This window comes from Dickeya ananatis (genome assembly GCF_019464615.1).
Classification (GTDB): Bacteria; Pseudomonadota; Gammaproteobacteria; order Enterobacterales; family Enterobacteriaceae; genus Dickeya; species Dickeya oryzae.
Genome location: NZ_CP040816.1, coordinates 3,205,413 through 3,227,095, shown reverse-complemented (window position 1 = coordinate 3,227,095; position 21,683 = coordinate 3,205,413). Strand labels below are relative to the sequence as shown.

General features: G+C 53.8%; 22 protein-coding genes and 2 tRNA genes. 14 read left to right on the top strand and 10 right to left on the bottom strand.

Features of this window, described 5'->3' with window-relative positions; all coding sequences use genetic code 11:
- Positions 1-77 precede the first annotated feature (77 nt).
- From FGI04_RS14250 to ptrA, 5 genes are all read left to right on the top strand, one after another.
- Positions 78-569, top strand: coding sequence for a prepilin peptidase-dependent protein (locus FGI04_RS14250; RefSeq protein ID WP_407336895.1), 492 nt, complete (start codon positions 78-80; stop codon positions 567-569).
- Positions 563-1,156: a prepilin peptidase-dependent protein gene (locus FGI04_RS14245; protein WP_407274682.1), complete on the top strand. Its 594-nt coding sequence runs from the start codon at positions 563-565 to the stop codon at positions 1,154-1,156. The genes FGI04_RS14250 and FGI04_RS14245 overlap by 7 nt, the downstream gene beginning before the upstream one ends.
- A 112-nt stretch (positions 1,157-1,268) precedes the next feature.
- The gene (locus tag FGI04_RS14240; protein ID WP_342700459.1) at positions 1,269-1,673 is read left to right on the top strand and encodes a YgdB family protein; all 405 of its coding nucleotides are present in this window, start codon (positions 1,269-1,271) and stop codon (positions 1,671-1,673) included.
- On the top strand, positions 1,657-2,043 hold the full coding sequence (locus FGI04_RS14235; RefSeq protein WP_342700460.1) for a prepilin-type N-terminal cleavage/methylation domain-containing protein: 387 nt from the start codon (positions 1,657-1,659) through the stop codon (positions 2,041-2,043). Before FGI04_RS14240 ends, FGI04_RS14235 begins: the two co-directional genes overlap by 17 nt.
- Positions 2,044-2,084: 41 nt before the next feature.
- Entirely contained in the window at positions 2,085-4,982 is a 2,898-nt protein-coding gene (ptrA, locus tag FGI04_RS14230; RefSeq protein WP_342700461.1) for a pitrilysin, read from the top strand.
- A 99-nt stretch (positions 4,983-5,081) separates the two neighbouring features.
- Here the strand turns inward: ptrA and argA are convergent, their stop codons facing one another.
- Positions 5,082-6,407 (bottom strand): amino-acid N-acetyltransferase, encoded by a 1,326-nt coding sequence (gene argA / locus FGI04_RS14225; protein WP_342700462.1) that lies wholly within the window; start codon positions 6,405-6,407, stop codon positions 5,082-5,084.
- 223 nt (positions 6,408-6,630) lie between these two features.
- On the opposite strand from argA, the gene amiC reads away from it, so the two are divergent.
- Entirely contained in the window at positions 6,631-7,869 is a 1,239-nt protein-coding gene (gene amiC / locus FGI04_RS14220; RefSeq protein WP_342700463.1) for an N-acetylmuramoyl-L-alanine amidase AmiC, read from the top strand.
- Between the two features lie 64 nt (positions 7,870-7,933).
- Here the strand turns inward: amiC and FGI04_RS14215 are convergent.
- Positions 7,934-8,010: transfer RNA gene (locus FGI04_RS14215), tRNA-Met, on the bottom strand.
- Between the two features lie 39 nt (positions 8,011-8,049).
- Positions 8,050-8,126 (bottom strand) — tRNA-Met (locus tag FGI04_RS14210).
- A gap of 212 nt (positions 8,127-8,338) precedes the next feature.
- Between FGI04_RS14210 and mltA the strand changes: the two genes are divergently transcribed.
- On the top strand, positions 8,339-9,499 hold the full coding sequence (mltA, locus tag FGI04_RS14205) for a murein transglycosylase A (protein WP_342700464.1): 1,161 nt from the start codon (positions 8,339-8,341) through the stop codon (positions 9,497-9,499).
- 37 nt (positions 9,500-9,536) lie between these two features.
- On the opposite strand, the gene FGI04_RS14200 is transcribed toward mltA, so the two are convergent.
- Genes FGI04_RS14200 through FGI04_RS14190 form a run of 3 tightly spaced genes read right to left on the bottom strand, consistent with a single transcriptional unit; the run spans position 9,537 to position 11,495 of the window.
- Positions 9,537-10,016 (bottom strand): GNAT family N-acetyltransferase, encoded by a 480-nt coding sequence (locus FGI04_RS14200; protein WP_407274685.1) that lies wholly within the window; start codon positions 10,014-10,016, stop codon positions 9,537-9,539.
- Positions 10,016-11,029: a D-2-hydroxyacid dehydrogenase family protein gene (locus FGI04_RS14195; RefSeq protein WP_407336894.1), complete on the bottom strand. Its 1,014-nt coding sequence runs from the start codon at positions 11,027-11,029 to the stop codon at positions 10,016-10,018. The genes FGI04_RS14200 and FGI04_RS14195 overlap by 1 nt, the downstream gene beginning before the upstream one ends.
- Before the next feature lie 19 nt (positions 11,030-11,048).
- Positions 11,049-11,495 (bottom strand): GNAT family N-acetyltransferase, encoded by a 447-nt coding sequence (locus tag FGI04_RS14190; RefSeq protein WP_407322219.1) that lies wholly within the window; start codon positions 11,493-11,495, stop codon positions 11,049-11,051.
- A 249-nt stretch (positions 11,496-11,744) separates the two neighbouring features.
- Here FGI04_RS14190 and tcdA point away from each other — a divergent pair, with 249 nt between their 5' ends.
- Positions 11,745-12,572, top strand: a complete 828-nt coding sequence (gene tcdA / locus FGI04_RS14185; protein ID WP_407336893.1) for a tRNA cyclic N6-threonylcarbamoyladenosine(37) synthase TcdA — start codon at positions 11,745-11,747, stop codon at positions 12,570-12,572.
- Here the strand turns inward: tcdA and csdE are convergent.
- Together csdE and csdA are read right to left on the bottom strand one after the other, a co-directional pair.
- Positions 12,560-13,003: a cysteine desulfurase sulfur acceptor subunit CsdE gene (gene csdE, locus FGI04_RS14180; RefSeq protein ID WP_407336892.1), complete on the bottom strand. Its 444-nt coding sequence runs from the start codon at positions 13,001-13,003 to the stop codon at positions 12,560-12,562. The genes tcdA and csdE overlap by 13 nt on opposite strands.
- A 3-nt stretch (positions 13,004-13,006) precedes the next feature.
- Positions 13,007-14,212, bottom strand: coding sequence for a cysteine desulfurase CsdA (gene csdA / locus FGI04_RS14175; protein WP_342700469.1), 1,206 nt, complete (start codon positions 14,210-14,212; stop codon positions 13,007-13,009).
- Between the two features lie 171 nt (positions 14,213-14,383).
- Here csdA and FGI04_RS14170 point away from each other — a divergent pair, with 171 nt between their 5' ends.
- The 4 genes from FGI04_RS14170 to rlmM all read left to right on the top strand — a co-directional run bounded on the left by FGI04_RS14170 (position 14,384) and on the right by rlmM (position 17,453).
- A complete protein-coding gene (locus tag FGI04_RS14170; RefSeq protein WP_342700470.1) occupies positions 14,384-14,605 on the top strand; it encodes a YgdI/YgdR family lipoprotein in 222 nt (73 codons plus the stop codon).
- A 350-nt stretch (positions 14,606-14,955) separates the two neighbouring features.
- Positions 14,956-15,882, top strand: coding sequence for a transcriptional regulator GcvA (locus FGI04_RS14165; RefSeq protein ID WP_012883647.1), 927 nt, complete (start codon positions 14,956-14,958; stop codon positions 15,880-15,882).
- A gap of 82 nt (positions 15,883-15,964) precedes the next feature.
- Complete coding sequence (locus FGI04_RS14160) at positions 15,965-16,351, top strand: DUF423 domain-containing protein (RefSeq protein WP_016942131.1); 387 nt, start codon at positions 15,965-15,967, stop codon at positions 16,349-16,351.
- Between the two features lies 1 nt (position 16,352).
- Positions 16,353-17,453: a 23S rRNA (cytidine(2498)-2'-O)-methyltransferase RlmM gene (gene rlmM, locus FGI04_RS14155; protein ID WP_407274688.1), complete on the top strand. Its 1,101-nt coding sequence runs from the start codon at positions 16,353-16,355 to the stop codon at positions 17,451-17,453.
- Between the two features lie 103 nt (positions 17,454-17,556).
- On the opposite strand, the gene xni is transcribed toward rlmM, so the two are convergent.
- Together xni and ppnN are read right to left on the bottom strand one after the other, a co-directional pair.
- Positions 17,557-18,318: a flap endonuclease Xni gene (gene xni / locus FGI04_RS14150; RefSeq protein WP_342700473.1), complete on the bottom strand. Its 762-nt coding sequence runs from the start codon at positions 18,316-18,318 to the stop codon at positions 17,557-17,559.
- A gap of 55 nt (positions 18,319-18,373) precedes the next feature.
- Positions 18,374-19,738 (bottom strand): nucleotide 5'-monophosphate nucleosidase PpnN, encoded by a 1,365-nt coding sequence (gene ppnN, locus FGI04_RS14145; RefSeq protein ID WP_016942128.1) that lies wholly within the window; start codon positions 19,736-19,738, stop codon positions 18,374-18,376.
- A 385-nt stretch (positions 19,739-20,123) separates the two neighbouring features.
- Here ppnN and syd point away from each other — a divergent pair, with 385 nt between their 5' ends.
- Together syd and FGI04_RS14135 are read left to right on the top strand one after the other, a co-directional pair.
- The gene (gene syd, locus FGI04_RS14140) at positions 20,124-20,672 is read left to right on the top strand and encodes a SecY-interacting protein (RefSeq protein ID WP_342700474.1); all 549 of its coding nucleotides are present in this window, start codon (positions 20,124-20,126) and stop codon (positions 20,670-20,672) included.
- 689 nt (positions 20,673-21,361) lie between these two features.
- Positions 21,362-21,682: a YqcC family protein gene (locus FGI04_RS14135; protein ID WP_342700475.1), complete on the top strand. Its 321-nt coding sequence runs from the start codon at positions 21,362-21,364 to the stop codon at positions 21,680-21,682.
- Position 21,683 lies beyond the last annotated feature (1 nt).

Genomic DNA, 21,683 nt, shown 5'->3' with positions numbered 1-21,683 from the left:
CATACTGTTTGCGATACGTCCTGTAACTTCATGCTTCAACGCTATTCATACTGATACCGCACTTTAAAATCGCCGCTATGGACAAAACCAACCGTAGGCAGCAGGGTTTTTCCCTGCTGGAATTAATCGTGGTGATAACCATTGTGGCGTTGCTGGCAGGCGGCGGGTGGCACAGCTGGCTGTCTTACCGTCAGGCGTTGATGCTGGAGCAGCATGCTCGCCACATGCTGGCATTCATCGGCCGTATACAGGCGAATGCTTACTGGCGTAATCAGACCGACAGTCTGTGGGTCAAATCAGCGCCCGGCAACTGGTGCACAGGGCGCGGTACGGAACCTGCCGTCTGCCCACCGGACGACCCTCTCATTTTTACCCGCGCTTCGCAGGACGTCGCACTGGTTGAGACAACCAGTGATCGGCTGATGTTTTACGGGTTGCGTAATGCGGCACAAGCCGGGCACCTCACCGTGGGTAACCCGGCAGGGCGCGTGCGCGTGGTGATTTCAGTGCGTGGGCGCTTGCGCCTTTGTAGCGAATTACAGCCAGTGCAGGGGATACCGCTATGCTGAGCGTATCGACCAGACGATGTGTACGCGGCTTTACCCTGCCGGAGGTGATGCTGGCGATGGCGGTGAGCAGTATGACGATGCTGGCGGTGGCACAACTGTTGCCGTTGCTACGGGCCCAGACGCAGGACAGCGCCAGCTTGCTTCGTCTGGAGCAGGTGTTGAGGCAGACGTTATTCGGCATCGAAAAAGATATTCGCCGTGCCGGTTTTTGTGCTGGTCGCTGTCAGGGAACGGCATTGACGTTGGAGACTGACGCCTCGAAGCAGGTGAGCTGTCTGTCGGTCGCCTACGACGTGAATCGTAATGGCCGCTTTGAAACGGCAGAGCAATCTGAGCCTGAGTTTTTCAGTTACCGTCTGCGTGCTGGCGCGCTGGAGGTTCAAACGGGTGGCCCACGCTGTCAGGGAAACCGCTGGGAGAGGTTACTGGATCCTGGTGAGGTGACGATTACCCGTTTTGACGTCACCCGGGAAACGTCCGGTGTGCAGCCGCGCTACCGGTTATTACTGGCGGGCTACTGGACAACACGTCCCAGGCAGCGCCAGCAGGTTGAGAGCCTGGTTGCCGGGAGAAATCATGCGGGTTAGGCAATGTAGGGTTAGGCAATGGACACCACACCGGTTACATAGACCACGCAGCCCATACAGGTCATGTGGACACCCCTATAGACAGCAACGGGGCAGCATACTGGTGGTCGTTATGCTGGTAATGATGATAGGCATGTTGATGTTGGGTGGGTTACAACGTCAGTTGGATCTCCAGTTGCAGCAAGGTATTGAGGAGCAGCGTTTCTGGCAGGCTTTCAATCAAGGGCTGTCGTCACTGAGCTGGGGCCTGTCGCTACGCTGGTCGGCGACTGATGAATGGCAATGTCAGACCTTGCCGTCGGCACAACTGCGCGCGTGCCTGCGTATCAATCACGATGACCGCTCCGGTTTGCTGAGAGGTGAGGGGCGAGTTCATGGCGAACGGCAACCATTGGCGTTTTATCACCGGGTTATGATGGAGGTCACCGCGGCAGATGGCCATATCCGGCCCATTATGGGTGGGTGGTCAGATTTTTGTCCGGATACGATGGAGCAGGTCTGTGTTCCGACACAATAAAAAGTGTGGCGGTTACGCCAGTGCTGGCTTCAGTTTGCCGGAAACACTAGTGGCAATGCTGTTATTCGCGGTTTCGCTGGCAGGGCTCTTGCAATATCATCAGGTACTTCAGCAATCATTGTTGCATCAGATGCAACAGCGTCAGGCGTGGCGGTTGGCTCACCAGAAACTGGAGGGGGAAAACGTCGGGCCGGTTTTATCGTCGATGCTCGTTCCAGCCGGATGGGATGTGAACCGTACCGAACAAGCCTATCCACCGTTTTGCCGTCGTGTAACGGTGACGGTGGTCACGCCTTATCGCTATCGGGCGGCGCTCAGTCGCTGGTTTTGTGATGCCCCCGACGCTGTTGAACAACGCGGTAACCCGTAGCCTGAAATAAGAGCCTATATATAACGCCTCTGGAGAGAGTAATGCGGAAATCTTGTGTGTGGTTTAGCGTACTGCTGTTGTTTTTCTGGTTACCACTCTCTCAGGCCTCGGATGGCTGGCAGCCACTGCCGCAGACGATACGAAAGAGTGAGAATGATGTAAGGCAGTATCAGGCGATACGACTCGACAACGGGATGACGGTGCTGCTGGTTTCTGATGCTCAGGCTACCCGCTCACTGGCGGCGTTAGCGTTACCGGTCGGTTCGCTGGATAACCCCCCGCAGCAACCCGGGTTGGCCCATTATCTGGAACATATGTTGCTGATGGGGTCGAAACGCTATCCACAGGCCGATGGATTGGCCGAGTTTTTGAAAATGCATGGCGGCAGTCACAATGCCAGCACGGCCTCTTACCGCACGGCGTTTTACCTTGAAGTGGAAAATGACGCGTTACAACCCGCGGTTGACCGACTGGCGGATGCGATAGCAGAACCGCTGCTCGACCCAATCAACGCCGATCGTGAACGCCATGCGGTTAATGCGGAATTAACCATGGCGCGTGCGCGTGACGGGTTGCGTATGGCGCAGGTAGGGGCGGAAACCATCAACCCGGCACATCCTGGTTCCCGCTTCGCAGGCGGCAATCTGGAAACCCTGAGTGATAAGCCCGGCAGTAAGCTGCATGATGAGCTGGTCGCGTTCTACCAGCGTTACTACTCCGCCAATCTGATGAAAGGTGTGATTTACGGCAAGCAGCCGTTGCCGGCGCTGGCGGCTATTGCGACCTCGACATTTGGGCGGATTGCGAATCATCAGGCGAGTGTGCCGCCGATTACCACACCGGTAGTCACGGATGAGCAACGCGGGCTGTTTATTCACTATGTTCCGGCGCAACCTCGCAAGCAGCTAAAAATTGAGTTTCGGGTTGATAACAACAGTCCGGCGTTTCGCAGTAAAACGGATACCTACATCAGTTATCTGATTGGTAATCGTAGTCAAAATACGCTTTCTGACTGGTTGCAGAAGCAGGGACTGGCTGAGTCCATTCGTGCCAGCTCTGATCCAATGTCCGAGCGTAACAGCGGTGTATTCAATATCAGTGTCGATTTGACCGACAAGGGACTGGAACAGCAGGATGATGTGATTGCCGCCGTATTCAGCTATCTGGATAAACTGCGTAACGAAGGCATTCAGTCGCGTTACTTCGATGAGATCTCGCGGGTGCTCAACATTGACTTTCGCTACCCCTCCCTGAACCGTGATATGGGGTATGTGGAATGGCTGGTGGATACTATGTTGCGTCTGCCGGTGGAGTACACCCTTGAAGGGCCTTATCTGGCTGATCGCTTTGATCCCGATGCTATCAAGAGCCGGTTATCGGGCATGACGCCACCGAATGCCCGCATTTGGGTGATAAGCCCGGAACAACCCCATGACAAGGAAGCCTATTTTGTCGGCGCACCTTATCAGGTGGATAAAATCGGCGATGCCAGAATGACGAAGTGGCAGAAAATGGCCCAATCGCTGGCGCTTAGCTTACCGACGCCTAATCCTTATATCCCGGATGATTTTTCACTGATCACGGCTGATGCGGCAATTACGCACCCCAGGAAAGTGGTCGACCAGCCGGGGTTGCGCGTGTTTTACATGCCAAGCCGCCATTTCGCCAGCGAACCCAAAGCCGATATTACCGTGATGTTGCGTAACCGCATGGCGAATGATTCTGCCCGCCACCAAGTGTTGTTTGCCCTGAACGACTATTTGGCAGGTGTCGCGCTGGATGCGCTCAGTTATCAGGCTTCAGTTGGCGGTATCAGCTTTTCGACCAGCAGTAATGACGGGTTGGTGATGACAGCCAGCGGCTATACCCAACACTTGCCAGAATTATTGCTGACACTGGTTGAGCAGTATGCCAGTTTTAACGCGACGCAAGAGCAACTGGAACAGGCGAAATCCTGGTACGCCGAGCAACTCGACGCCACCGAGAAGGCTAAAGCCTATGAACAGGCGATGTTCCCCATTCAGGGGTTATCGAGCGTACCGTATAGCGAGCGAAGTGAACGGCGCAATTTGCTCAAGGACATCACGCTGCAAGAGCTGATGGAATACCGTAAGGCGTTGCTGCAGCAGGCGGCACCAGAAATGCTGGTGGTGGGTAATCTGGCTCAGGATCGCGTGGTCAGACTGTCCTATAGTCTGCATGAGCGCCTGGGATGCGGGGGTACGCAGTGGTGGCGTGGGCAAGCTGTCAGCATTAGTCAGTCACAAAAGGCCATGTTGCAACGTGCCGGCAGCAGCACCGATTCAGCGCTGGCGGCGGTCTATATTCCGGCGGGATATGGTGAGGTACAAAGTGCGGCGTACAGCAAGCTGTTAGGGCAGATTATTCACCCCTGGTTCTTTAATCAATTGCGGACTGATGAGCAATTGGGATATGCCGTGTTTGCCACACCGGTTTCCATTGACCGGCAGTGGGGGATTGCGTTCCTGTTGCAAAGCAATAACAAGCAACCGGCCTACCTTTACCAGCGCTATCAGGATTTTTTTGGCAAGGCTGAGCAGCGGTTGAACGCAATGAGCGCCGAGACTTTTACCCAGAATAAGCAGGGGCTTATCAATGCGCTCAGTCAGCCGCCTCAGACGCTGGATGAAGAAGCCGCCCGCTTGCGTGGCGATCTGGACCGGGAGAACTTTGCCTTCGATACCCGTCAGCAGTTGATCGGGCAGTTGGCGTCCATCTCATCGGCACAATTAACGGACTTTTTCCGACAGGCGCTGCATCCGCAAGGGTTGGCCATTTTGTCCCAGATTTCCGGGAGTGCGAGTGGGCATGTTGACTATGCCCGGCCATTGGAGTGGCAATTCTATGCATCAACGTCCGCGTTGCAACAGACGTTACCACTAAAGCCCACTGAGCAAAAACAAACGGAAACGCAGTAGAACCCTGTAAGGGAGTATTGAGCGGTAACGCGTGGTGATGGGCCACGCGTTATGAGTTTGTAAGCAATGACTTTATGAGTATTGCTTTAACTGATCTGTTTACAGGTCGATGACCAGGATCTTGGAACGACGTTGGTAGTTGTAAAGCTCCTGCTTGCGTTTTGGCAACACCTCCACTTCCGCTGGCTGGAAACCACGTTCCTGGAACCAGTGAATGCTGTGGGTGGTCAATACAAACAAGCGTTTTAACCCTTGCTGGCGCGCTTGCACGGAGATGTGATGCAGCAACTGATCGCCACGCGATGAATTGCGGTATTCCGGGTGGACCGCTACGCAGGCCATTTCACCGATACTCTCCTCTGGAAACGGATAGAGTGCAGCACAGGCAATGGTGAGATTGTCGCGGACCACAACGGTGAATTTGTCGATCTCCATTTCCAGTTGTTCGCGAGAGCGGCGCACCAGAATACCCTGTTGTTCCAGCGGACGAATCAGCTCCAGAATCCCACCGATATCGTTGATGGTCGCCCGGCGGATTTGCTCGGCGCTTTCCATCACGATTTGGGTACCGATGCCGTCACGGGAGAACAGTTCCTGCAGCAACGCGCCATCTTCCTGGTAGCTTATCAAATGGCTGCGGCGCACTCCGCTGCGACAGGCTTTCACCGCTCCGCGCAGGAAACGTACGACTTCGGAATTGTAGTCGCCCGCGTCTTCCAGTGACTGAATGCGCTGCTGGGCTTCGTCGGGCAGCAACTCCGATACGATGTTGCCTTCGACATTCGTGACCCCTTGAGAGGCACAAAAGCCAATCATTTTCTCGGCTTTGAGCTTGATAGCCAACTGAGTGGCGACTTCTTCCGAGGTCAGATTGAAACTTTCGCCAGTGACGGAAACCGCTACCGGTCCCAGCAACACAATGGCACCGCTGTCCAACTGACGATGTAACGCTTCTTCGTCAATCCGGCGGATGCGCCCGCTGTGGCAGTAATCTACGCCATCATCGACCCCCAGCGGTTGTGCGATGATAAAGTTACCACTGACCACATTGATGTGTGCACCCTGCAACGGTGTGTTCAGCAGACTCATCGACAGCCGTGCGGTGATATCCAGTTGCAGCATACCGGCTGCCTGTTTCACCAGCTCCAGCGTGGTACTGTCCGTTACACGGGTGTGCTTGTGGTAGCGAGGTTCATAGTGATGGGCCATCAGATTCGCATCTATCTGGGGGCGTGCGCCATAAACCACCACCAGCTTGATACCCAGACTGTGTAACAGACCGATATCATTAACAATTTTGGTAAAGTTTTGGTGTTCGATGGCCTCGCCGCCGAGCATAATGACAAACGTTTTACCACGATGTGCGTTGATGTAAGGAACTGAGTGGCGGAAGCCTTGAACCAGTTCTGTACTACGTTCCTTCACTGCGAGCCCTCTTGAATTTTTATTCGATATTTTCGTATTTTTATTCCTTGCCAACTAAAAGGCAAGCGATAACTTTTCGGTCTGACCTGATAGTTTAGCGAAGCCCGCCTGACACAGTAAAAAACATGAAAATGATTTTTGCATGACAGCGTGAGAGGTATTGGTTAAAGTTTTTGACGTTTTTCTCAATCTGTCTGATTTTTATAGTCATTAGCGGAGCCGCATGTCTGATCCGAAGCACCATCTGACCCGTCGTCATTTATTGCAGGGCGCCGCCGCCACCTGGTTATTGAGTATCAGTGGCGTGGGGCTTGCCGCTACCTCGCAGGTGATTGCTGTGCGAGTGTGGCCTTCTTCAGCGTATAGCCGAGTGACGCTGGAATCCAGCCAGCCGCTCAAATACCGGCAATTTATGCTGGAACACCCTGACCGGCTGGTCGTCGATATTGAAAATGCCTCGCTAAACAGTGTGCTGAAAAATGCGGGTCGACAATTCGAGCGGCCAGATCCCTTCATCAAGACGGCTCGGGCCGGGCAATTCGATAAAAATACCGTGCGTCTGGTGCTGGAGTTGCGTCAGAAGGTTAACCCCAAGCTATTTACGTTGGCCCCGGTCGCGGGCTTTCGACACCGTCTGGTCATGGATTTGTATCCCACTGCTGGGCGTTATGATAATGCGGAGGATCCGCTACTGGCCTTGCTGGAGGATTACAATAAAGGCGATCTGGAGCGGACGCTGCCGCCGGAAAGGCCTAACGATGGTAAGGGCGGGCGTGAAAGACCGCTGATTATTATGCTGGATCCGGGGCACGGCGGCGAAGACCCTGGCGCTATCGGTAAAAACCGAACCCGTGAAAAAGATGTGGTGCTGCAAATTGCCCGGCGCCTGAAAGCGCTGATTGAGCGTGAGCGCAACATGAAGGTCTACATGACCCGCAATGAGGATGTGTTCATTCCGCTTAAGGTGCGGGTCGCCAAAGCGCGTAAACAGCGTGCCGATTTGTTTGTCTCTATCCATGCAGATGCCTTTACTAACCGCTCAGCTCGCGGTTCTTCCGTGTTTGCATTGTCTAAAAAAGGTGCGACCAGTTCAGCGGCGCGTTATCTGGCACAAACGCAGAATGAATCGGATTTGATAGGGGGCGTGAGTCTCAGTGGTGATCACTATTTAGACAGCACGATGTTTGATATGGTGCAAACCGCGACCATTAACGACAGCCTGAAGTTTGGTAAGGAGATCTTGCACCGGCTGGGGACTTTTAATCATCTGCATAAGAACAGCGTCGATCAGGCCGGTTTTGCGGTGCTGAAAGCACCGGATATTCCATCCGTACTGGTGGAAACGGCATTCATCAGTAATCTGGAGGAAGAGCGTAAGCTGCGAACCAGTCGTTTTCAGCAGCAAGTAGCGCAATCAATTATGGATGGGATAAAGGCTTATTTTGCAGCGCAGGCGCGTTAAGCGCCGTGGCGAAAATAGTCTGAGCGACAGACATAAAAAAACACCCATCAGGGTGTCTGTTTATTGGTTGCGGGGGCCGGATTTGAACCGACGACCTTCGGGTTATGAGCCCGACGAGCTACCAGGCTGCTCCACCCCGCGTCCGTCTTCTTTCTTTTGATATGATGCTGGTACATCAATTGGTTGCGGGGGCCGGATTTGAACCGACGACCTTCGGGTTATGAGCCCGACGAGCTACCAGGCTGCTCCACCCCGCGTCCGTGGATGCGCACTATACTCCGCGTTCGCTTCGATGCAACCTCTTTTTTCAAATAGTTTACGTTTTTACAGATAGATGGTGAAAATCTCATCATGGTGTTTCTTTTTTAGACTGCTGTGGCTCGTTTTGTCATGATGCGTTTTATTACCTCCGTCTGTTTGCTATCGTTTTGCGTGGTTTCACACTCAAGAAAACAAGAGAGCACGGAAAATGAAAGGATGGTGGGGGAAATACGTGTTGACCGGTGTGGTCATCGCGATTCTGGCAGGTTGCCAGACCCGGCCCAGCGATCGCGGTCAACAGTATAAAGATGGGCGTCTTGACCAACCGCTGGAGTGGGTAAATACGCCGAATGCCAATGGTAAGCCGGTGAATGCAGGCGATTTTTCTCAGCAGATTAGCCAGATCCAGGCCTCCTCTCCCGGCCTCTATTCCCGTAACAGTGATATTTTTCAGGCCGTCCAGAACTGGCTACAGTCTGGTGGTGACACGCGCCATCTGGCGCAATTCGGTCTCAATGCCTGGCAGATGGAAGGTGTCGACAGTTTCGGCAACGTGCAATTTACTGGTTATTACACCCCGGTAGTGCAGGCGCGTCGCTACCGTCAGGGGGAGTTCCGCTTCCCGTTGTATGCCATGCCGCGTGTGCGTAAAAACGGCCGTTTACCGGACCGTGCCGCCATTTATTCCGGTGCATTGAGCAACGAACTGGCTATCGCCTGGACCAATTCGCTGATGGACAACTTCATGATGGAAGTGCAGGGCAGCGGCTATGTTGATTTTGGTGATGGTGGTCCTTTGACCTTTTTTGGTTATGCCGGCAAAAACGGCCATGCTTACCGCAGTATCGGCAAGATATTGATTGACCGAGGGGAAGTCCCCCGAGAAGAAATGTCGATGCAGGCAATTCGGCAGTGGGCCGATCGGCACACCGAGGCGGAAGTGCGAGAGCTATTGGTGCAGAATCCTTCTTTTGTGTTCTTTAAGCCTATGGCATCAATGCCCGTGAAAGGGGCGAGCGCGGTACCGCTGGTAGCGCGAGCGTCGGTCGCGTCTGACCGTTCATTAATACCGGCGGGTACCACGTTGCTGGCGGAAGTCCCGTTGCTGGACGCACAAGGCAAGTTTACCGGTAAGTATGAGATGCGCCTGATGGTAGCGCTGGATGTGGGAGGCGCGATTAAAGGACAGCACTTCGACATCTATCAGGGGATCGGCCCGGAAGCGGGTCATGCCGCCGGGTTTTACAACCATTATGGCCGGGTGTGGGTGCTGAAAAACGCGCAGTCTTCCTCTGCCATGCCGTTGCTCAGTGCAGGTAATAACGCCGCCGCACATGTTGGCGGGTTGATAGCCAGTAATCCAAATTAACCGATGACCCCGCCAGCGCTATGCGGTGGCGGGTTTATCAACTGAGCGTTTTGACCATCGGGATACACGGCAGTGAAAAGCCGCGTGGCGACTGATAAAGACTGATCTCACCGCCTTCGAACCCCTGAGCGCGGTAAAACGGCGCGGCGTTAAGGCTGGCATCGAGCCTGATTTCCACCAGACCCGCCGCGCGCGCCAGCGTTTCCAGATGCAACATCATCCGTTTGCCGACCCCTTGCCCCATCACATCCGGTTCCACGAACACCGCATCTATCATTCCGGTATGAAGATTGACCATCCCCGTCCCGACAATCCGGGTAGCTATCTCTGCCAGATGAAAATGGTGGGTGACGGTGTTCTCAAATCTCTCGCTGAGTTCACCGCTGGTCCACAGCTGTAGTTGTTCTGCCGGGTAATCGTGTCGGCAACCGTGCAAGATGGCGCGATTACGCAGTTCAAATGCGGCCGGTGCATCGGCCCGGCGAGCCTTACGCAGCGTGATGGTCGGTGTCTGCATTACTCGGTTCCTGCGGCGGTATCATGAGATGCGGCGTCGGCAAGTGCTGCGTGGTTCACCAGATTGGTTGGGTGACCGGCAGCAAATGCCACCGCATTCTCGAAGGCGGCTTTAAAGTACAGCTCGTAGCTACCTCGCTCGACATAACCGATATGCGGTGTAGCCAGGACATTGGGCAGCGTCAGCAGCGGCTCGTTTTCTGACGTGGCCGGTTCATTGTCGAACACGTCCAGGGCCGCCTGTTTGCCCGGATGAGCACGGAGTTCATGCCAGAGCGAGCCCGGTTCCACCAGTTCGGCGCGGCTGATGTTAACGAACAGCGAGTCCGGCTTCATCAGTGCGAGGTCTTCCTGAGTGACGCAGTGGCGTGTGGCCGCGTTCAAACGCAGATGTAACGACAGAATATCCGCGCTGGCGAAAAAAGATGCCTTGCTGTCGGCTGCGGTAAAACCGTGCTGGCGTGCCAGCTCCCGCGATGTGTCACTGCCCCACACCAACACCGTCATCCCAAAGGCGGCAGCGTAGCGGGCGATACGCTGCCCGATTTTACCGTACCCCCAGATACCGAGCGTCAGACCGTATAAGGTTCTACCAAGCCCCAGAGGGCCGTTTTGCTGCCAATTGCCCTGAGTCAACTGCGCATGATAGCCAGGCAGATGGCGTGACGCCGCCATAATAAGGCTCCAGCATAATTCTGCGGGCGCAATCGGTGAGCCGGTGCCTTCAGCCACCGCAACACCATGCCGGGTACAAGCGTCTACGTCGAGGTGCTGGCTCACTTTACCGGTCTGGCTGACCAGTTTTAGCGAAGGGAGCAGGTTCAATAGCGCGTCGTTAATACGGGTGCGTTCGCGAATCAGCACCAGCGCGTCAACATGTTGCAATTGGGCCGCTAGTTGGGCGGTATCGGTATAGGTTTTATTTAGAATCCGGACCTGATGGTCTTGCAACAGTGAAAAGCAATTCAGTTGTCTGACGACGTCCTGATAGTCATCCAGAATGGCGATGTTCATGCTAATCCTTAACCGCGTTTTATGGTGTGTTGGGGAGGCAAGTCATAATGAACTCGCGCTCGTTTTGGTCGGTGACCCGAAACCCCAGCCGGTGATACAGATGGCGGGCCGGGTTATTTTTCAGCACGCTCAGCACCACCGGCTGGTGTTGCGTGGATGCCTGAGCGAGCAGCTTTTCAATCAGTTGTTTGCCAAGTCCACAGTTTTGAAAGTCTGGGTGGATTTGAATCTGTATCAGATACCAATGTTGCTCTTGTGGCATGAAACAATACTTGAACAGCCCGGCAGGTTGCCCGTCGACCTCTACAATATGCGCGTGTTCAAATCCATAACGCACTCGGCGCATCAGGCTCTCAGCGTCTGTCGAGGCGCCACTATCCGTCAGGTATTTCCCCATGGTGAGCCGGCGTAGTTGTAGCAGGAAGTCGATATCGGATTCGGTAGCGGGGATCAGGTCAACATGCATGGTTCTTTCTCCGGCAGCGCTGGGTTTCATGATGTATCAGTAGTTAAAGTGCCACAGCTCACCGGAGTTCGTCACCTGCCAGAGTGATAAATAGGCGTGTCGACCCGGTTTGTGTAAACCGGATGGGGCAAGGGAAGGCGGTTGGACAACAGGATGACCTACAGGTAGCGCTTCTGGAACGGTATACGCTGCGTAAACCGTTTGGCTGGGGTATCATCGCTGCCGTTTGTGATTGAAAGAAGGTGAGCGATGAGTACGCAGTTATCCGAAAGTTATTTGCAGCGTTTTGGCGGTACGGCGCGATTGTACGGCCAGCGGGCGTTGTCGCTGTTTGCTGGAGCACATGTCTGTGTTATCGGTATCGGCGGGGTTGGCTCGTGGGCGGCTGAGGCGTTGGCTCGCACCGGTATCGGCGCGATTACCCTGATTGACATGGATGATGTGTGCGTCAGCAACACCAACCGGCAGATTCACGCCTTGCGTCAGCACACCGGGCAGTTGAAAACCGAGGTGATGGCACAGCGCATTCTGGCGATCAATCCGGAATGTAAGGTGACTTGCGTTGATGATTTCATCAGTACGGATAACGTGGCGGAACTGCTGGATAAGCGTTTTAGCTATGTGATTGACGCGATTGATAGCGTGCGCCCTAAAGCTGCGTTGCTGGCCTGGTGTCGCCGTAACAAGATTTCGGTGGTGACGACCGGCGGGGCTGGTGGGCAGATTGATCCCACCCGTATTGAGGTCGCTGATTTGGCGAAAACTATTCAGGATCCGCTGGCGGCCAAGCTGCGCGAGCGGTTAAAGCACGATTTCAATATCGTTAAGAACAGCAAAGGTAAGCTAGGGATCGACTGTGTGTTTTCCAGTGAGCCTCTGGTCTACCCGCAGCCGGATGGCTCGGTTTGCGCCTCACGCAGCACTGCTGACGGTGTGAAACGCATGGACTGTGCATCCGGTTTTGGTGCCGCGACGATGGTAACTGCCACGTTTGGCTTTGTGGCAGTATCCCATGCATTGAAAAAAATGATGGCGCGTGATGCTCGTCAGGCTACGGCATCCAATCAGGATTCGTGACAGGCGATCTCCTGGATGCGGTTGGCCAGTGCGGCCAGTCCGCCTGCACGTGAGGCGCTCAGTTCGGTACGCAGACCCAACGTATCGAACAGCGCCAGCGGGTCGTTCTGTCGTAATGTTTGTGCCTTTTTACCTTCCACCGCTGTCAATATGATAGCCAGCAGTCCACGCACAATGCGGCCGTCGCTGTCGCCATAGAAATGCAGTGTGCCGTCCGTCTGGCGTTGATATCCCAGCCAGACGCGGTTTTCACAGCCAGACAGTTCAATCTGTTCCTGACGATAGGCTTCCGGCAGGGACGGCAAGGTTTTACTGAGCAGAATCAACTGGCGGTACCGCTCTTCCCAGGAACGGCAGGCGCTAAAACGTGCCATCAATGCCGCTTCATCGATATCGGTACCAAACGGGTGATGTGTGGAGTCGGTAGTCATCAATCAATCCATCAGTAATTCAAGTGCTTTTTGGGTCGAGTGGACCAGTTTGTCCACATCCTGTTGCTGGTTGTAGGGCGCAAATGAAGCGCGCAGCGTGCCCGCGACCCCCAGCGCCGCCATCAGCGGTTGGGCACAGTGGTGGCCTGCCCGCAGGGCGATGCCGTCTTCCGCCAGCAATGTCACCAGATCATGGTGATGCACTCCTTCTATAGTGAAGGACAGCAGGCTGGAATTGGGAGCCCGGAAACTGCGAAAGCCGGGCAATACGCTCAGTTGTTGCTCTGCATCGCTCGCTAACGTGATGCTGTGCTTGTCTGCGGCGATACGATCCTGTTGCTGCCACCAGTCAATCGCTGCCGCCAGACCGATAACCCCAGCAATATGTGGCGTACCCGCTTCAAACCGTTGCGGGATCGATTGAGGCGTAAAACCGTCAAACGATACCGTCGTCATCATTTTTCCCCCTCCGTGCCAGGGCGGCATGCTTTCCAGCAGGTCGGGTTTACCGTACAGCACGCCAATACCGGTCGGGCCATACAGTTTGTGACCAGAGAAGGCATAAAAGTCGGCATCTAACGCTGAGATATCCGTTTGCCCATGCACAATGCCTTGCGCGCCATCGACCATCACCACGGCACCGGCCTGATGTGCCAGTGTAATCGCGAGTCGCAGATCCGGCATTCCACCCGTCACATTCGACATCTGGCTAATCGCCAGCAGGCGAGTTCGGGTATTGAGCAGCGAGGGGAGCAGATGGAGGCTGGGTTGATGGTCTGCGTCAATCGGCAGTTTTACCACGCGCGCCCCTGTTTGCTGCGCCACCATCAGCCACGGGATCAGGTTCGCATGGTGCTCGGATTCACAGACCAGAATTTCATCACCGGGTTGTAACCGGGGGCGGGCATAACATTGTGCTACCAGGTTGATGGCTTCCGTTGTCCCTTTCGTCCAGACAATGCTGCGCGCCTGCCGGGCGCCAATGAAGCTGGCGACTTTTCCGCGCGCCAGTTCAAACGATGCCGATAACTGGCGGGCAGCACGGTGCTGGCTGCGGTGCACATTACCCGTTTCACTGGCGTAACACTGCTCAATTGCGGTGATGACGGCATCCGGCTTCAGCGCGGTGGCGGCGCTATCGAGATAGACGCCTGGCTGACGAAGCGCAGGAAAGTGCTGGCGAAAAGATGGGGCGTTGAACGGTTTCATGTCGATCCTCTGTTGAACGACAGATCCTGTCCCATTTTTGTGGCTGAAACAAGTTTAGGACGATCCTGAACGAAAACTGCGCGCATCTTGCTACCCTTAACCTTGCTGGTTTTAGCGTTTAATAACGAGAAATGCCATAATTTAGGCATTAAAAATCATCAGGAGTTAATTATGAAGAATAAGATTGTTGTTCTTATCGCGCTGGGTGTGGTGTTGTCGTTGTCAGCCTGTTCCAGCAACTATGTGTTGGAAACCTCTGATGGGCGGACTATCGTTGCTAATGGTAAACCCAAAGTGGATGATGAAACGGGCCTGATTAGTTACACCGACGCCTACGGTCATCATCAACAAATTAACCGTAATGACCTGAAATCAATGACGGAAGCGAAGTGACGGATAACGTCAGAGTCGACAGTACAGACGAAAAAAAAGCACCGCAAAAATGCGGTGCTATGCAAAAATCACTTAGACAGACAGGGTAAATGTACAGGAAATGAAAGGTAGCATCGCTACCACGTCTGAAATGCAGACAGTAAATAAATAGCAAACACAACATCACAACCACAAGCCAAAAACACATCAGCTAGCTGGTGTGCTTCTCGTTCCGGCTCAGGGAAGTGGCGCTACTATAGGTATTTGCTGGTACATCCTCAACGGACAATTTATAATGCATCGGATTACAAAAACTAATGGCAAATCGCGGTACGGCTACCGGGATAAGCCGCTTATGAAGAATCCGGTTTATGTCGAAACGATTGCCGCCTCTCAATGCCCTACGTGTCTTTGATGCTGCTGCCCGCCACCTGAGCTTTACCCGTGCAGCCGAAGAATTATTTGTTACCCAGGCTGCCGTTAGCCATCAGATCAAATCGCTGGAGGATTTTCTCGGCCTGAAATTGTTTCGCCGTCGTAACCGTTCTTTATTGCTGACGGAGGAAGGACAGAGTTATTTTCTGGATATCAAGGAAATCTTTTCCGCGCTCAATGAGGCAACCCGTAAGTTGCAGGCACGCAGTGCTAAAGGTGCGCTCACCGTCAGTCTGCTGCCCAGCTTTGCCATCCATTGGCTGGTCCCCCGTTTATCGAGTTTTAATACTGAATACCCCGGTATTGATGTGCGAATTCAGGCTGTTGACCGTGAAGAAGAACGATTGTCTGACGATGTGGATGTGGCGATTTTTTACGGCCGGGGTAACTGGCCGGGGCTGCGGGTGGAAAAGCTCTACGCTGAGTATCTGCTACCGGTTTGTGCGCCGCAGTTACTGGCAGGAGAGCATCCGCTGAAAACGCCGGCGGATTTGGCATGGCATACGCTGTTGCATGATGCCTCACGGCGTGACTGGCTGGCTTACACCCGCCAGCTAGGTATCGCACAAATTAATGTGCAGCAAGGGCCGATTTTTAGTCATAGTGCGATGGTGCTGCAGGCGGCGATCCACGGGCAAGGGGTGGCGCTGGCTAACAATGTGATGGCACAAACGGAAATTGAGGCTGGCAGATTGGTGTGCCCGTTTAACGACGTGCTGGTCAGTAAGAATGCGTTTTATCTGGTTTGTCATGACAGTCAGGCGGAACTGGGTAAAATAGCCGCCTTTCGTCAGTGGATCCTGGCGCGGGCGGCCAGCGAACAGGAAAAATTCCGTTTCCGCTACGATAACACGGCGCGTTGATCGACCGTTTTCGTTGCACATTCCGTTTACACTGAGCCCTCCGGGTTCAGTCTCTTTTTCTTGATATGGATACACTCGAACGATGAACAGCCGTTTTATGTTGATATTTGCTGCCGTCAGTGGGTTTGTCTACGTGGCATTGGGCGCATTTGGCGCTCATGTACTGAGCAAGTCGCTGGGCGAAGCTGAAATGTCCTGGTTGCATACCGGGCTCCAGTATCAGGCGTTTCATACGCTGGCGATTCTGGTGTTGTCGGTGATGATGCATCAACGGGCGAATGTCTGGTTTTACTGGAGCGCGGCGTTTCTGGCGTTAGGTACGCTGCTGTTTAGCGGCAGTCTGTATTGCCTGGCCTTGTCGCAGCTCAAACTGTGGGTATTTGTCACCCCGGTAGGGGGCTTCTGCTTCCTGACGGGTTGGCTGTTACTGTTAATTGGAGCCTTACGCTTAAAGAAAAAGGCTGAGTAGCATGAATAAAGTGATTTTGTATTGCCGCCCTGGGTTTGAGAAAGAATGCGCGGCGGAAATTACCGACAAAGCAGCGCATCATAATGTTTATGGCTTTGTACGGGTAAAAGACAATAGCGGTTATGTGGTGTTTGAGTGCTACCAGCATGAAGATGCCGATCGACTGATTAAAGAATTACCGTTCCAGGAGTTGGTGTTTGCTCGTCAGATGATGGTTTGTGGCGAGTTATTACGTGACTTACCACCGGAAGATCGCATCACGCCGATAGTGGGCATGCTGACTGGGGCGCTGGAGCGTGCCGGTGAGCTTCGGGTTGAAGTACCGGATACGAACGAAAGCAAGGAACTGATGAAGTTCTGCCGTAAGTTCACGGTGCCGCTGCGCGCTGCACTACGGGAAAACCGCATCCTGCTGGCGCAGGAGAAAGCCAGCCGCCCGGTGATTCATGTGTTGTTTATCGCCCCCGGTTGCTGCTATGTCGGCTATTCCTACAGCAATAACAATTCGCCGTTCTATATGGGCATCCCCCGGCTGAAATTCCCTGCGGACGCCCCCAGCCGTTCGACGCTGAAGCTGGAAGAGGCCTTTCATGTTTTTGTACCGGCTGACGAGTGGGATGAACGTCTCGCCAGTGGTATGTTCGCGGTGGATTTAGGTGCCTGCCCAGGGGGCTGGACCTATCAGCTGGTTAAACGCAGTATGATGGTGCATGCCGTCGATAACGGTATGATGGCACCGAGCCTGATGGATACCGGGCAGGTTATCCATCATCAGGCTGACGGTTTTCGTTTTGAGCCACCACGCAACAATATCTACTGGCTGGTGTGCGATATGGTAGAAAAGCCGGCCAAAGTCACCAGCCGGATGGCGGACTGGCTGGTTAATGGCTGGTGTCGTGAAGTGATCTTCAACCTCAAACTACCGATGAAAAAGCGTTATGAGGAAGTGACCCAGAATCTGGCCCTGCTGGCGCAGCGGCTGGAAGAGAACGGCATTAACTTCGAGATCCACGCCAAGCACCTCTATCATGACCGTGAAGAGGTGACTGTCCACGCACGACGTATTTGGGGTGCGATTCCCGGTCGTCGCGACGAGCGCTAAGTGTGTGACAGGGCTGCCGTTGGCCGCAAGGTGCATGCCATTGCGCAACGGTCCAACGACAGCCTGACTTTATGTCTCTAACCCCACATGTCTAACCCCACGCCTAACCCGATACGGGCAGACGCAATTGTTGCAGGTTGCCGTTCAGTACCAGATCGGTTCTGAGTGTCGCAACCTGACGGCAACGGTAAGCCATCTCTTGTTGCGATTCGAGCTTGCGACGCCATTTCTCCGGTATCTGTTCTAACTGCTGGTACAACGCTTCCAGCGAGCCTGCCTGTTGCAGCAACTGTGCGGCCGTTTTTGGCCCAATACCGCTGACGCCGGGTATTTTGCTGCTGCTGATACCCGCCAGCCCCCAGTAATCCGGTAGCTGTTCTGGTTGCACGCCAAATTCCTGCTGGATGAACGGAACATCCAACCAACGCTTTTGAAAGTAATCCCGAATGCGCAGGGTGGGTGCCAGTAACTGGCAGTAGCCTTTGTCGGTTGACACGATGGTGGCCTGGTGCCCTTGGGCGGCGACTTTGCTGGCAAGCGTGGCGGCCAGATCGTCCGCTTCATTGCCTGGCGAGTGCCAGCTAGCGACCCCGAGCGCCAAAAAGGCCTCTCTTATCTGCGGTAACTCATGCGACAAATTTTCCGGCATAGGTGCGCGCCCGGCCTTGTACTCCGGTAGCAACTGATGGCGCCAGCTCTGGTCGCGATGTTCGTCGTCAAAAACGGCAACGGCGTGGGTGGGTCGACTGTGCTGGAGCAACTGATTCAACGCATGCTGACAGGCGGTCAGACAAGGCGAGCCCTGTACCGCATGAATGCGTCTTATCAGGTTGAGCGCGTCGACAATCAATAGGTGTACGGCCATAAGCGGTGATCATGTGAGTGGTCGCCACCAGCTAATGCCGGTGGCTGACTGATGGTCAGGAACAGATTTCATAGCATGGCACATAGGCGCTGCCGGGCAGCTTCATGCGCTGCTGGGAGACAAAGTCCTGCAACAGCCGGTCCATGTTTTTCATGATGTCGGCGTTACCGTGCAACTTGTAAGGGCCGAATTCTTCGATCAGGCGGATACCTGCGTCTTTGACGTTACCGGCCACGATACCAGAAAAGGCCCGGCGCAACGTTGCAGCCAGCTGTTCGGCGGGCTGGTCGGGATGCAGGTTGAGATTCGCCATGTTCTCATGCGTCGGCTCAAACGGCAGTTGCAGGTCTGGCGCGATACGCAGCGACCAGTTGAAGCTGTAAGCATCGCCGGTGTGGCGTCGGTGCTCTTTCACCTGCGGCATGGTTTTCTTCATTTGCCGGGCGACTTCGGCCGCATCGTTAATGATGATGGAATAATAGCGACGAGCCTGACGACCCAAGGTACTGACAATGAATTCATCAAGCACCCGGAAGTAGTCGGCGCTTTCCCTCGGACCGGTAAGAATAATCGGCAGCACCTGCTCGCTATTGCACGGGTCCATCATGATGCCCAGCAAATACAGGAACTCTTCCGCCGTACCCACCCCGCCGGGGAAAATCACGATGCCATGGCCGATGCGCACAAAGGCTTCCAGGCGCTTTTCAATATCCGGCATGATAATCAGTTCGTTCACCAGCGGGTTAGGGGGCTCAGCCGCGATGATGGAAGGCTCGGTCATCCCGATAAAACGTCCGTCCCGGTAACGCTGCTGGGCATGGCCTACGGCGGCACCTTTCATTGGCGCTTCCATCGCGCCCGGACCGCAACCGGTGCAAATGTTCAGTTCGCGTAAACCCAGCTGACTGCCGACTTTACGGGCATACAGGTATTCGTTTTCATTGATGGAATGACCGCCCCAGCATACAACCAGATTCGGCTCCTCGCCGACGTGTAGGGCTCTGGCGTTACGCAGAATGGAAAACACCAGATTGGTGATGTGGGTGGAGTCTTCAAGATCCAGATTCTGATAACGACCAGCATTCGCTATCTGGCCGTTCACAAACAGGATGTCGCGCAACACGGCGAACAGGTTGGCTTGCAGTGAGCGGATAATTTGCCCATCAACAAACGCCTCTTCGGGGGGGTTGACCAGTTCCAGTTTGACGCCACGCTCACGGCGCAGCACGTTGATGTCGAAATCCTCGTAGCGGGAGAGCAACTCCTTGCTGTTGTCCGTTTGACTGCCAGAATTCAGTACAGCGAGGGAGCAGTTACGGAATAACCGGTAAAGATCGCTGCTGGCGGTGCTTTTCAGCATGTCGACTTCCAACTGCGACAATAAATCCATGGATCCTAACGGGCTGATGTGTGTGATCATACTACTCCCTGAAACGCAGTGTGCGGCTACAGTTGTTCAAGACATTGTTGTCGTTCATTGATAAATCCATACACTCATAAAACCATACAGTTATCAGACTTATGTATTGAGACAATACCGGGTTGATGCAATATCGTGCAGATACAACACGATGCCGATACGAGATAACCGGGATACAAACGCGGGTTCAATGCGTTTGTGTGGTATGTTTCTCTGATACCTCACCTTAACGTGTCGCATAGTCTTTTGCCAAGGTATGCTCGCGCTTCAACGGTAAAGTTGCGCAGCGTTACGCACTTTGATGCGTATTCTGTCGACGTCGGGCACCATAATCAGGATAAAATGCGTACCAGTAGTCGTTAACCGGTACAGAGTGAGAGGCAAGATGGAGCAGCAGGTATCACAGGCGCTGAGCGTGTTCACCCGGCATTATGTCGAGCTATGGCAACGAGAAACCGGGCACCCACCGGCGAGCGATGAGCTGTACGGCGTGGCTTCCCCCTGTATTGTCACCACATTGGAAAACCAGGTGCACTGGTTGCCACAGACGTCGGCCACCCCTGTGCAACTGGATGGCGTTGAGAAGGCATTGGAGATTCAGTTACATCCGGATATTCATGCTTTTTATACCAGCCAATTTGCCGGTGATATGACGGCACGTTTTGAGGCGCTGGATTTCACGCTGCTTCAGGCCTGGAGCGAGGATGATGTCATTCGTCTGCAAGAGAATCTGATTGGTCACCTTTTGACACAAAAACGACTAAAATTGTCACCTACATTATTTTTGGGGACAACGGATTCTGAAATGTCGCTAATCTCTTTATGTAACCTGAGTGGCGAAGTGGTGCTGGAAGAATTTGGTACACGCCAGCGTCGGGTGTTGTCACCCAATCTGACTGATTTTCTATATAAGCTATTGCCATTGATTCCATAATGCTGAATCGTGTTTCGCTTTTCGGCGTGTGAGAGATCTCTTACATTGTGTGTAAGCGATCTCTTATCTTTAATATTAAACTAAGATTTCCATTCGATTTTTGTATTATTAATTAATGAATTAATGGCAATCGCCATCAAGACGCACTTTTTGTATGGTTATTGTGGCATTTGGGTGGCTTGCTGATTCGCTTTAATTAATACATCTTATTATTCAGTTTCGTAACACGGTAACAGGTTATGTCGACCATGCCAGGAGGGCAGGACGCGTAAACGTTGTTACAGCCAGACTCTTTTTTCAGGATGAAATAAGGGACACCTCCAGGAAGGAGAATGAGAGCCGGCCTGGGAATGCCGGTGGGGCAGGAGCCTAAAGGAATGGGATCACGGATGATTGTGAAGGAGCGAACGTCACGGATGAAAGAGGGATCGCCAGCAAGGATTGTGGGTTAGGACGACCATAAAGGACAAGTTTTCAAGGACGAGCAGGGAAGCAACAAGGTAGCGGGATTGCTGCAAACGAACCAGAGGGAACCGAGAAATCGGTTCCCTCTTTTCGTTGTGGGGGTTATCCCTTTTTTATTCTCTCGCTTGCTGTGGTTGCGTTGATGTCGGGGATCGGAGTGCCAGAATACAGTAACGATGCTATGCTTTGCCGCCCTGTTATTGTGCCTGATGAGAACCTGGCCCATGAGTGTAGAGATTCAGATTCGACAATCGCTGTTTGCTATTGAGCGTGCGCTGAAAGCGAGCCCGCTATGGCAGTCTTCTGCGCCTGACGAAACCGCATTTGCCAGCCAGGAGCCGTTCTGTATCGATACGATGGCGGCGGAACAGTGGCTGCAGTGGGTTTTTTTACCGCGTATGCATGCATTGCTGGATGGTAACGCACCGTTGCCAACGCGGCTCGCGATTCTGCCTTATTTCGAGGTGGCGTTCGATGGCCGTTCGGCGGAAATAGGTGAGTTGCTGACGCAACTGCGTGTGCTTGACGCTTTGTTTGAGGGATAAG

What these genes read in the sequence shown, in the direction of transcription:
- FGI04_RS14250 (WP_407336895.1), top strand. Translation starts at nt 78, where the DNA reads ATGGACAAAACCAACCGTAGGCAGCAGGGTTTTTCCCTGCTGGAATTA.
- FGI04_RS14200 (WP_407274685.1), bottom strand. Translation starts at nt 10,016, where the DNA reads ATGCAGACACCGACCATCACGCTGCGTAAGGCTCGCCGGGCCGATGCA.
- ptrA (WP_342700461.1), top strand. Translation starts at nt 2,085, where the DNA reads ATGCGGAAATCTTGTGTGTGGTTTAGCGTACTGCTGTTGTTTTTCTGG.
- FGI04_RS14240 (WP_342700459.1), top strand. Translation starts at nt 1,269, where the DNA reads ATGCTGGTAATGATGATAGGCATGTTGATGTTGGGTGGGTTACAACGT.
- csdE (WP_407336892.1), bottom strand. Translation starts at nt 13,003, where the DNA reads ATGACTACCGACTCCACACATCACCCGTTTGGTACCGATATCGATGAA.
- syd (WP_342700474.1), top strand. Translation starts at nt 20,124, where the DNA reads ATGGAGCAGCAGGTATCACAGGCGCTGAGCGTGTTCACCCGGCATTAT.
- FGI04_RS14170 (WP_342700470.1), top strand. Translation starts at nt 14,384, where the DNA reads ATGAAGAATAAGATTGTTGTTCTTATCGCGCTGGGTGTGGTGTTGTCG.
- amiC (WP_342700463.1), top strand. Translation starts at nt 6,631, where the DNA reads ATGTCTGATCCGAAGCACCATCTGACCCGTCGTCATTTATTGCAGGGC.
- xni (WP_342700473.1), bottom strand. Translation starts at nt 18,318, where the DNA reads ATGGCCGTACACCTATTGATTGTCGACGCGCTCAACCTGATAAGACGC.
- FGI04_RS14190 (WP_407322219.1), bottom strand. Translation starts at nt 11,495, where the DNA reads ATGCATGTTGACCTGATCCCCGCTACCGAATCCGATATCGACTTCCTG.
- csdA (WP_342700469.1), bottom strand. Translation starts at nt 14,212, where the DNA reads ATGAAACCGTTCAACGCCCCATCTTTTCGCCAGCACTTTCCTGCGCTT.
- FGI04_RS14245 (WP_407274682.1), top strand. Translation starts at nt 563, where the DNA reads ATGCTGAGCGTATCGACCAGACGATGTGTACGCGGCTTTACCCTGCCG.
- FGI04_RS14195 (WP_407336894.1), bottom strand. Translation starts at nt 11,029, where the DNA reads ATGAACATCGCCATTCTGGATGACTATCAGGACGTCGTCAGACAACTG.
- FGI04_RS14160 (WP_016942131.1), top strand. Translation starts at nt 15,965, where the DNA reads ATGAACAGCCGTTTTATGTTGATATTTGCTGCCGTCAGTGGGTTTGTC.
- rlmM (WP_407274688.1), top strand. Translation starts at nt 16,353, where the DNA reads ATGAATAAAGTGATTTTGTATTGCCGCCCTGGGTTTGAGAAAGAATGC.
- tcdA (WP_407336893.1), top strand. Translation starts at nt 11,745, where the DNA reads ATGAGTACGCAGTTATCCGAAAGTTATTTGCAGCGTTTTGGCGGTACG.
- ppnN (WP_016942128.1), bottom strand. Translation starts at nt 19,738, where the DNA reads ATGATCACACACATCAGCCCGTTAGGATCCATGGATTTATTGTCGCAG.
- mltA (WP_342700464.1), top strand. Translation starts at nt 8,339, where the DNA reads ATGAAAGGATGGTGGGGGAAATACGTGTTGACCGGTGTGGTCATCGCG.
- FGI04_RS14165 (WP_012883647.1), top strand. Translation starts at nt 14,956, where the DNA reads ATGTCGAAACGATTGCCGCCTCTCAATGCCCTACGTGTCTTTGATGCT.
- FGI04_RS14135 (WP_342700475.1), top strand. Translation starts at nt 21,362, where the DNA reads ATGAGTGTAGAGATTCAGATTCGACAATCGCTGTTTGCTATTGAGCGT.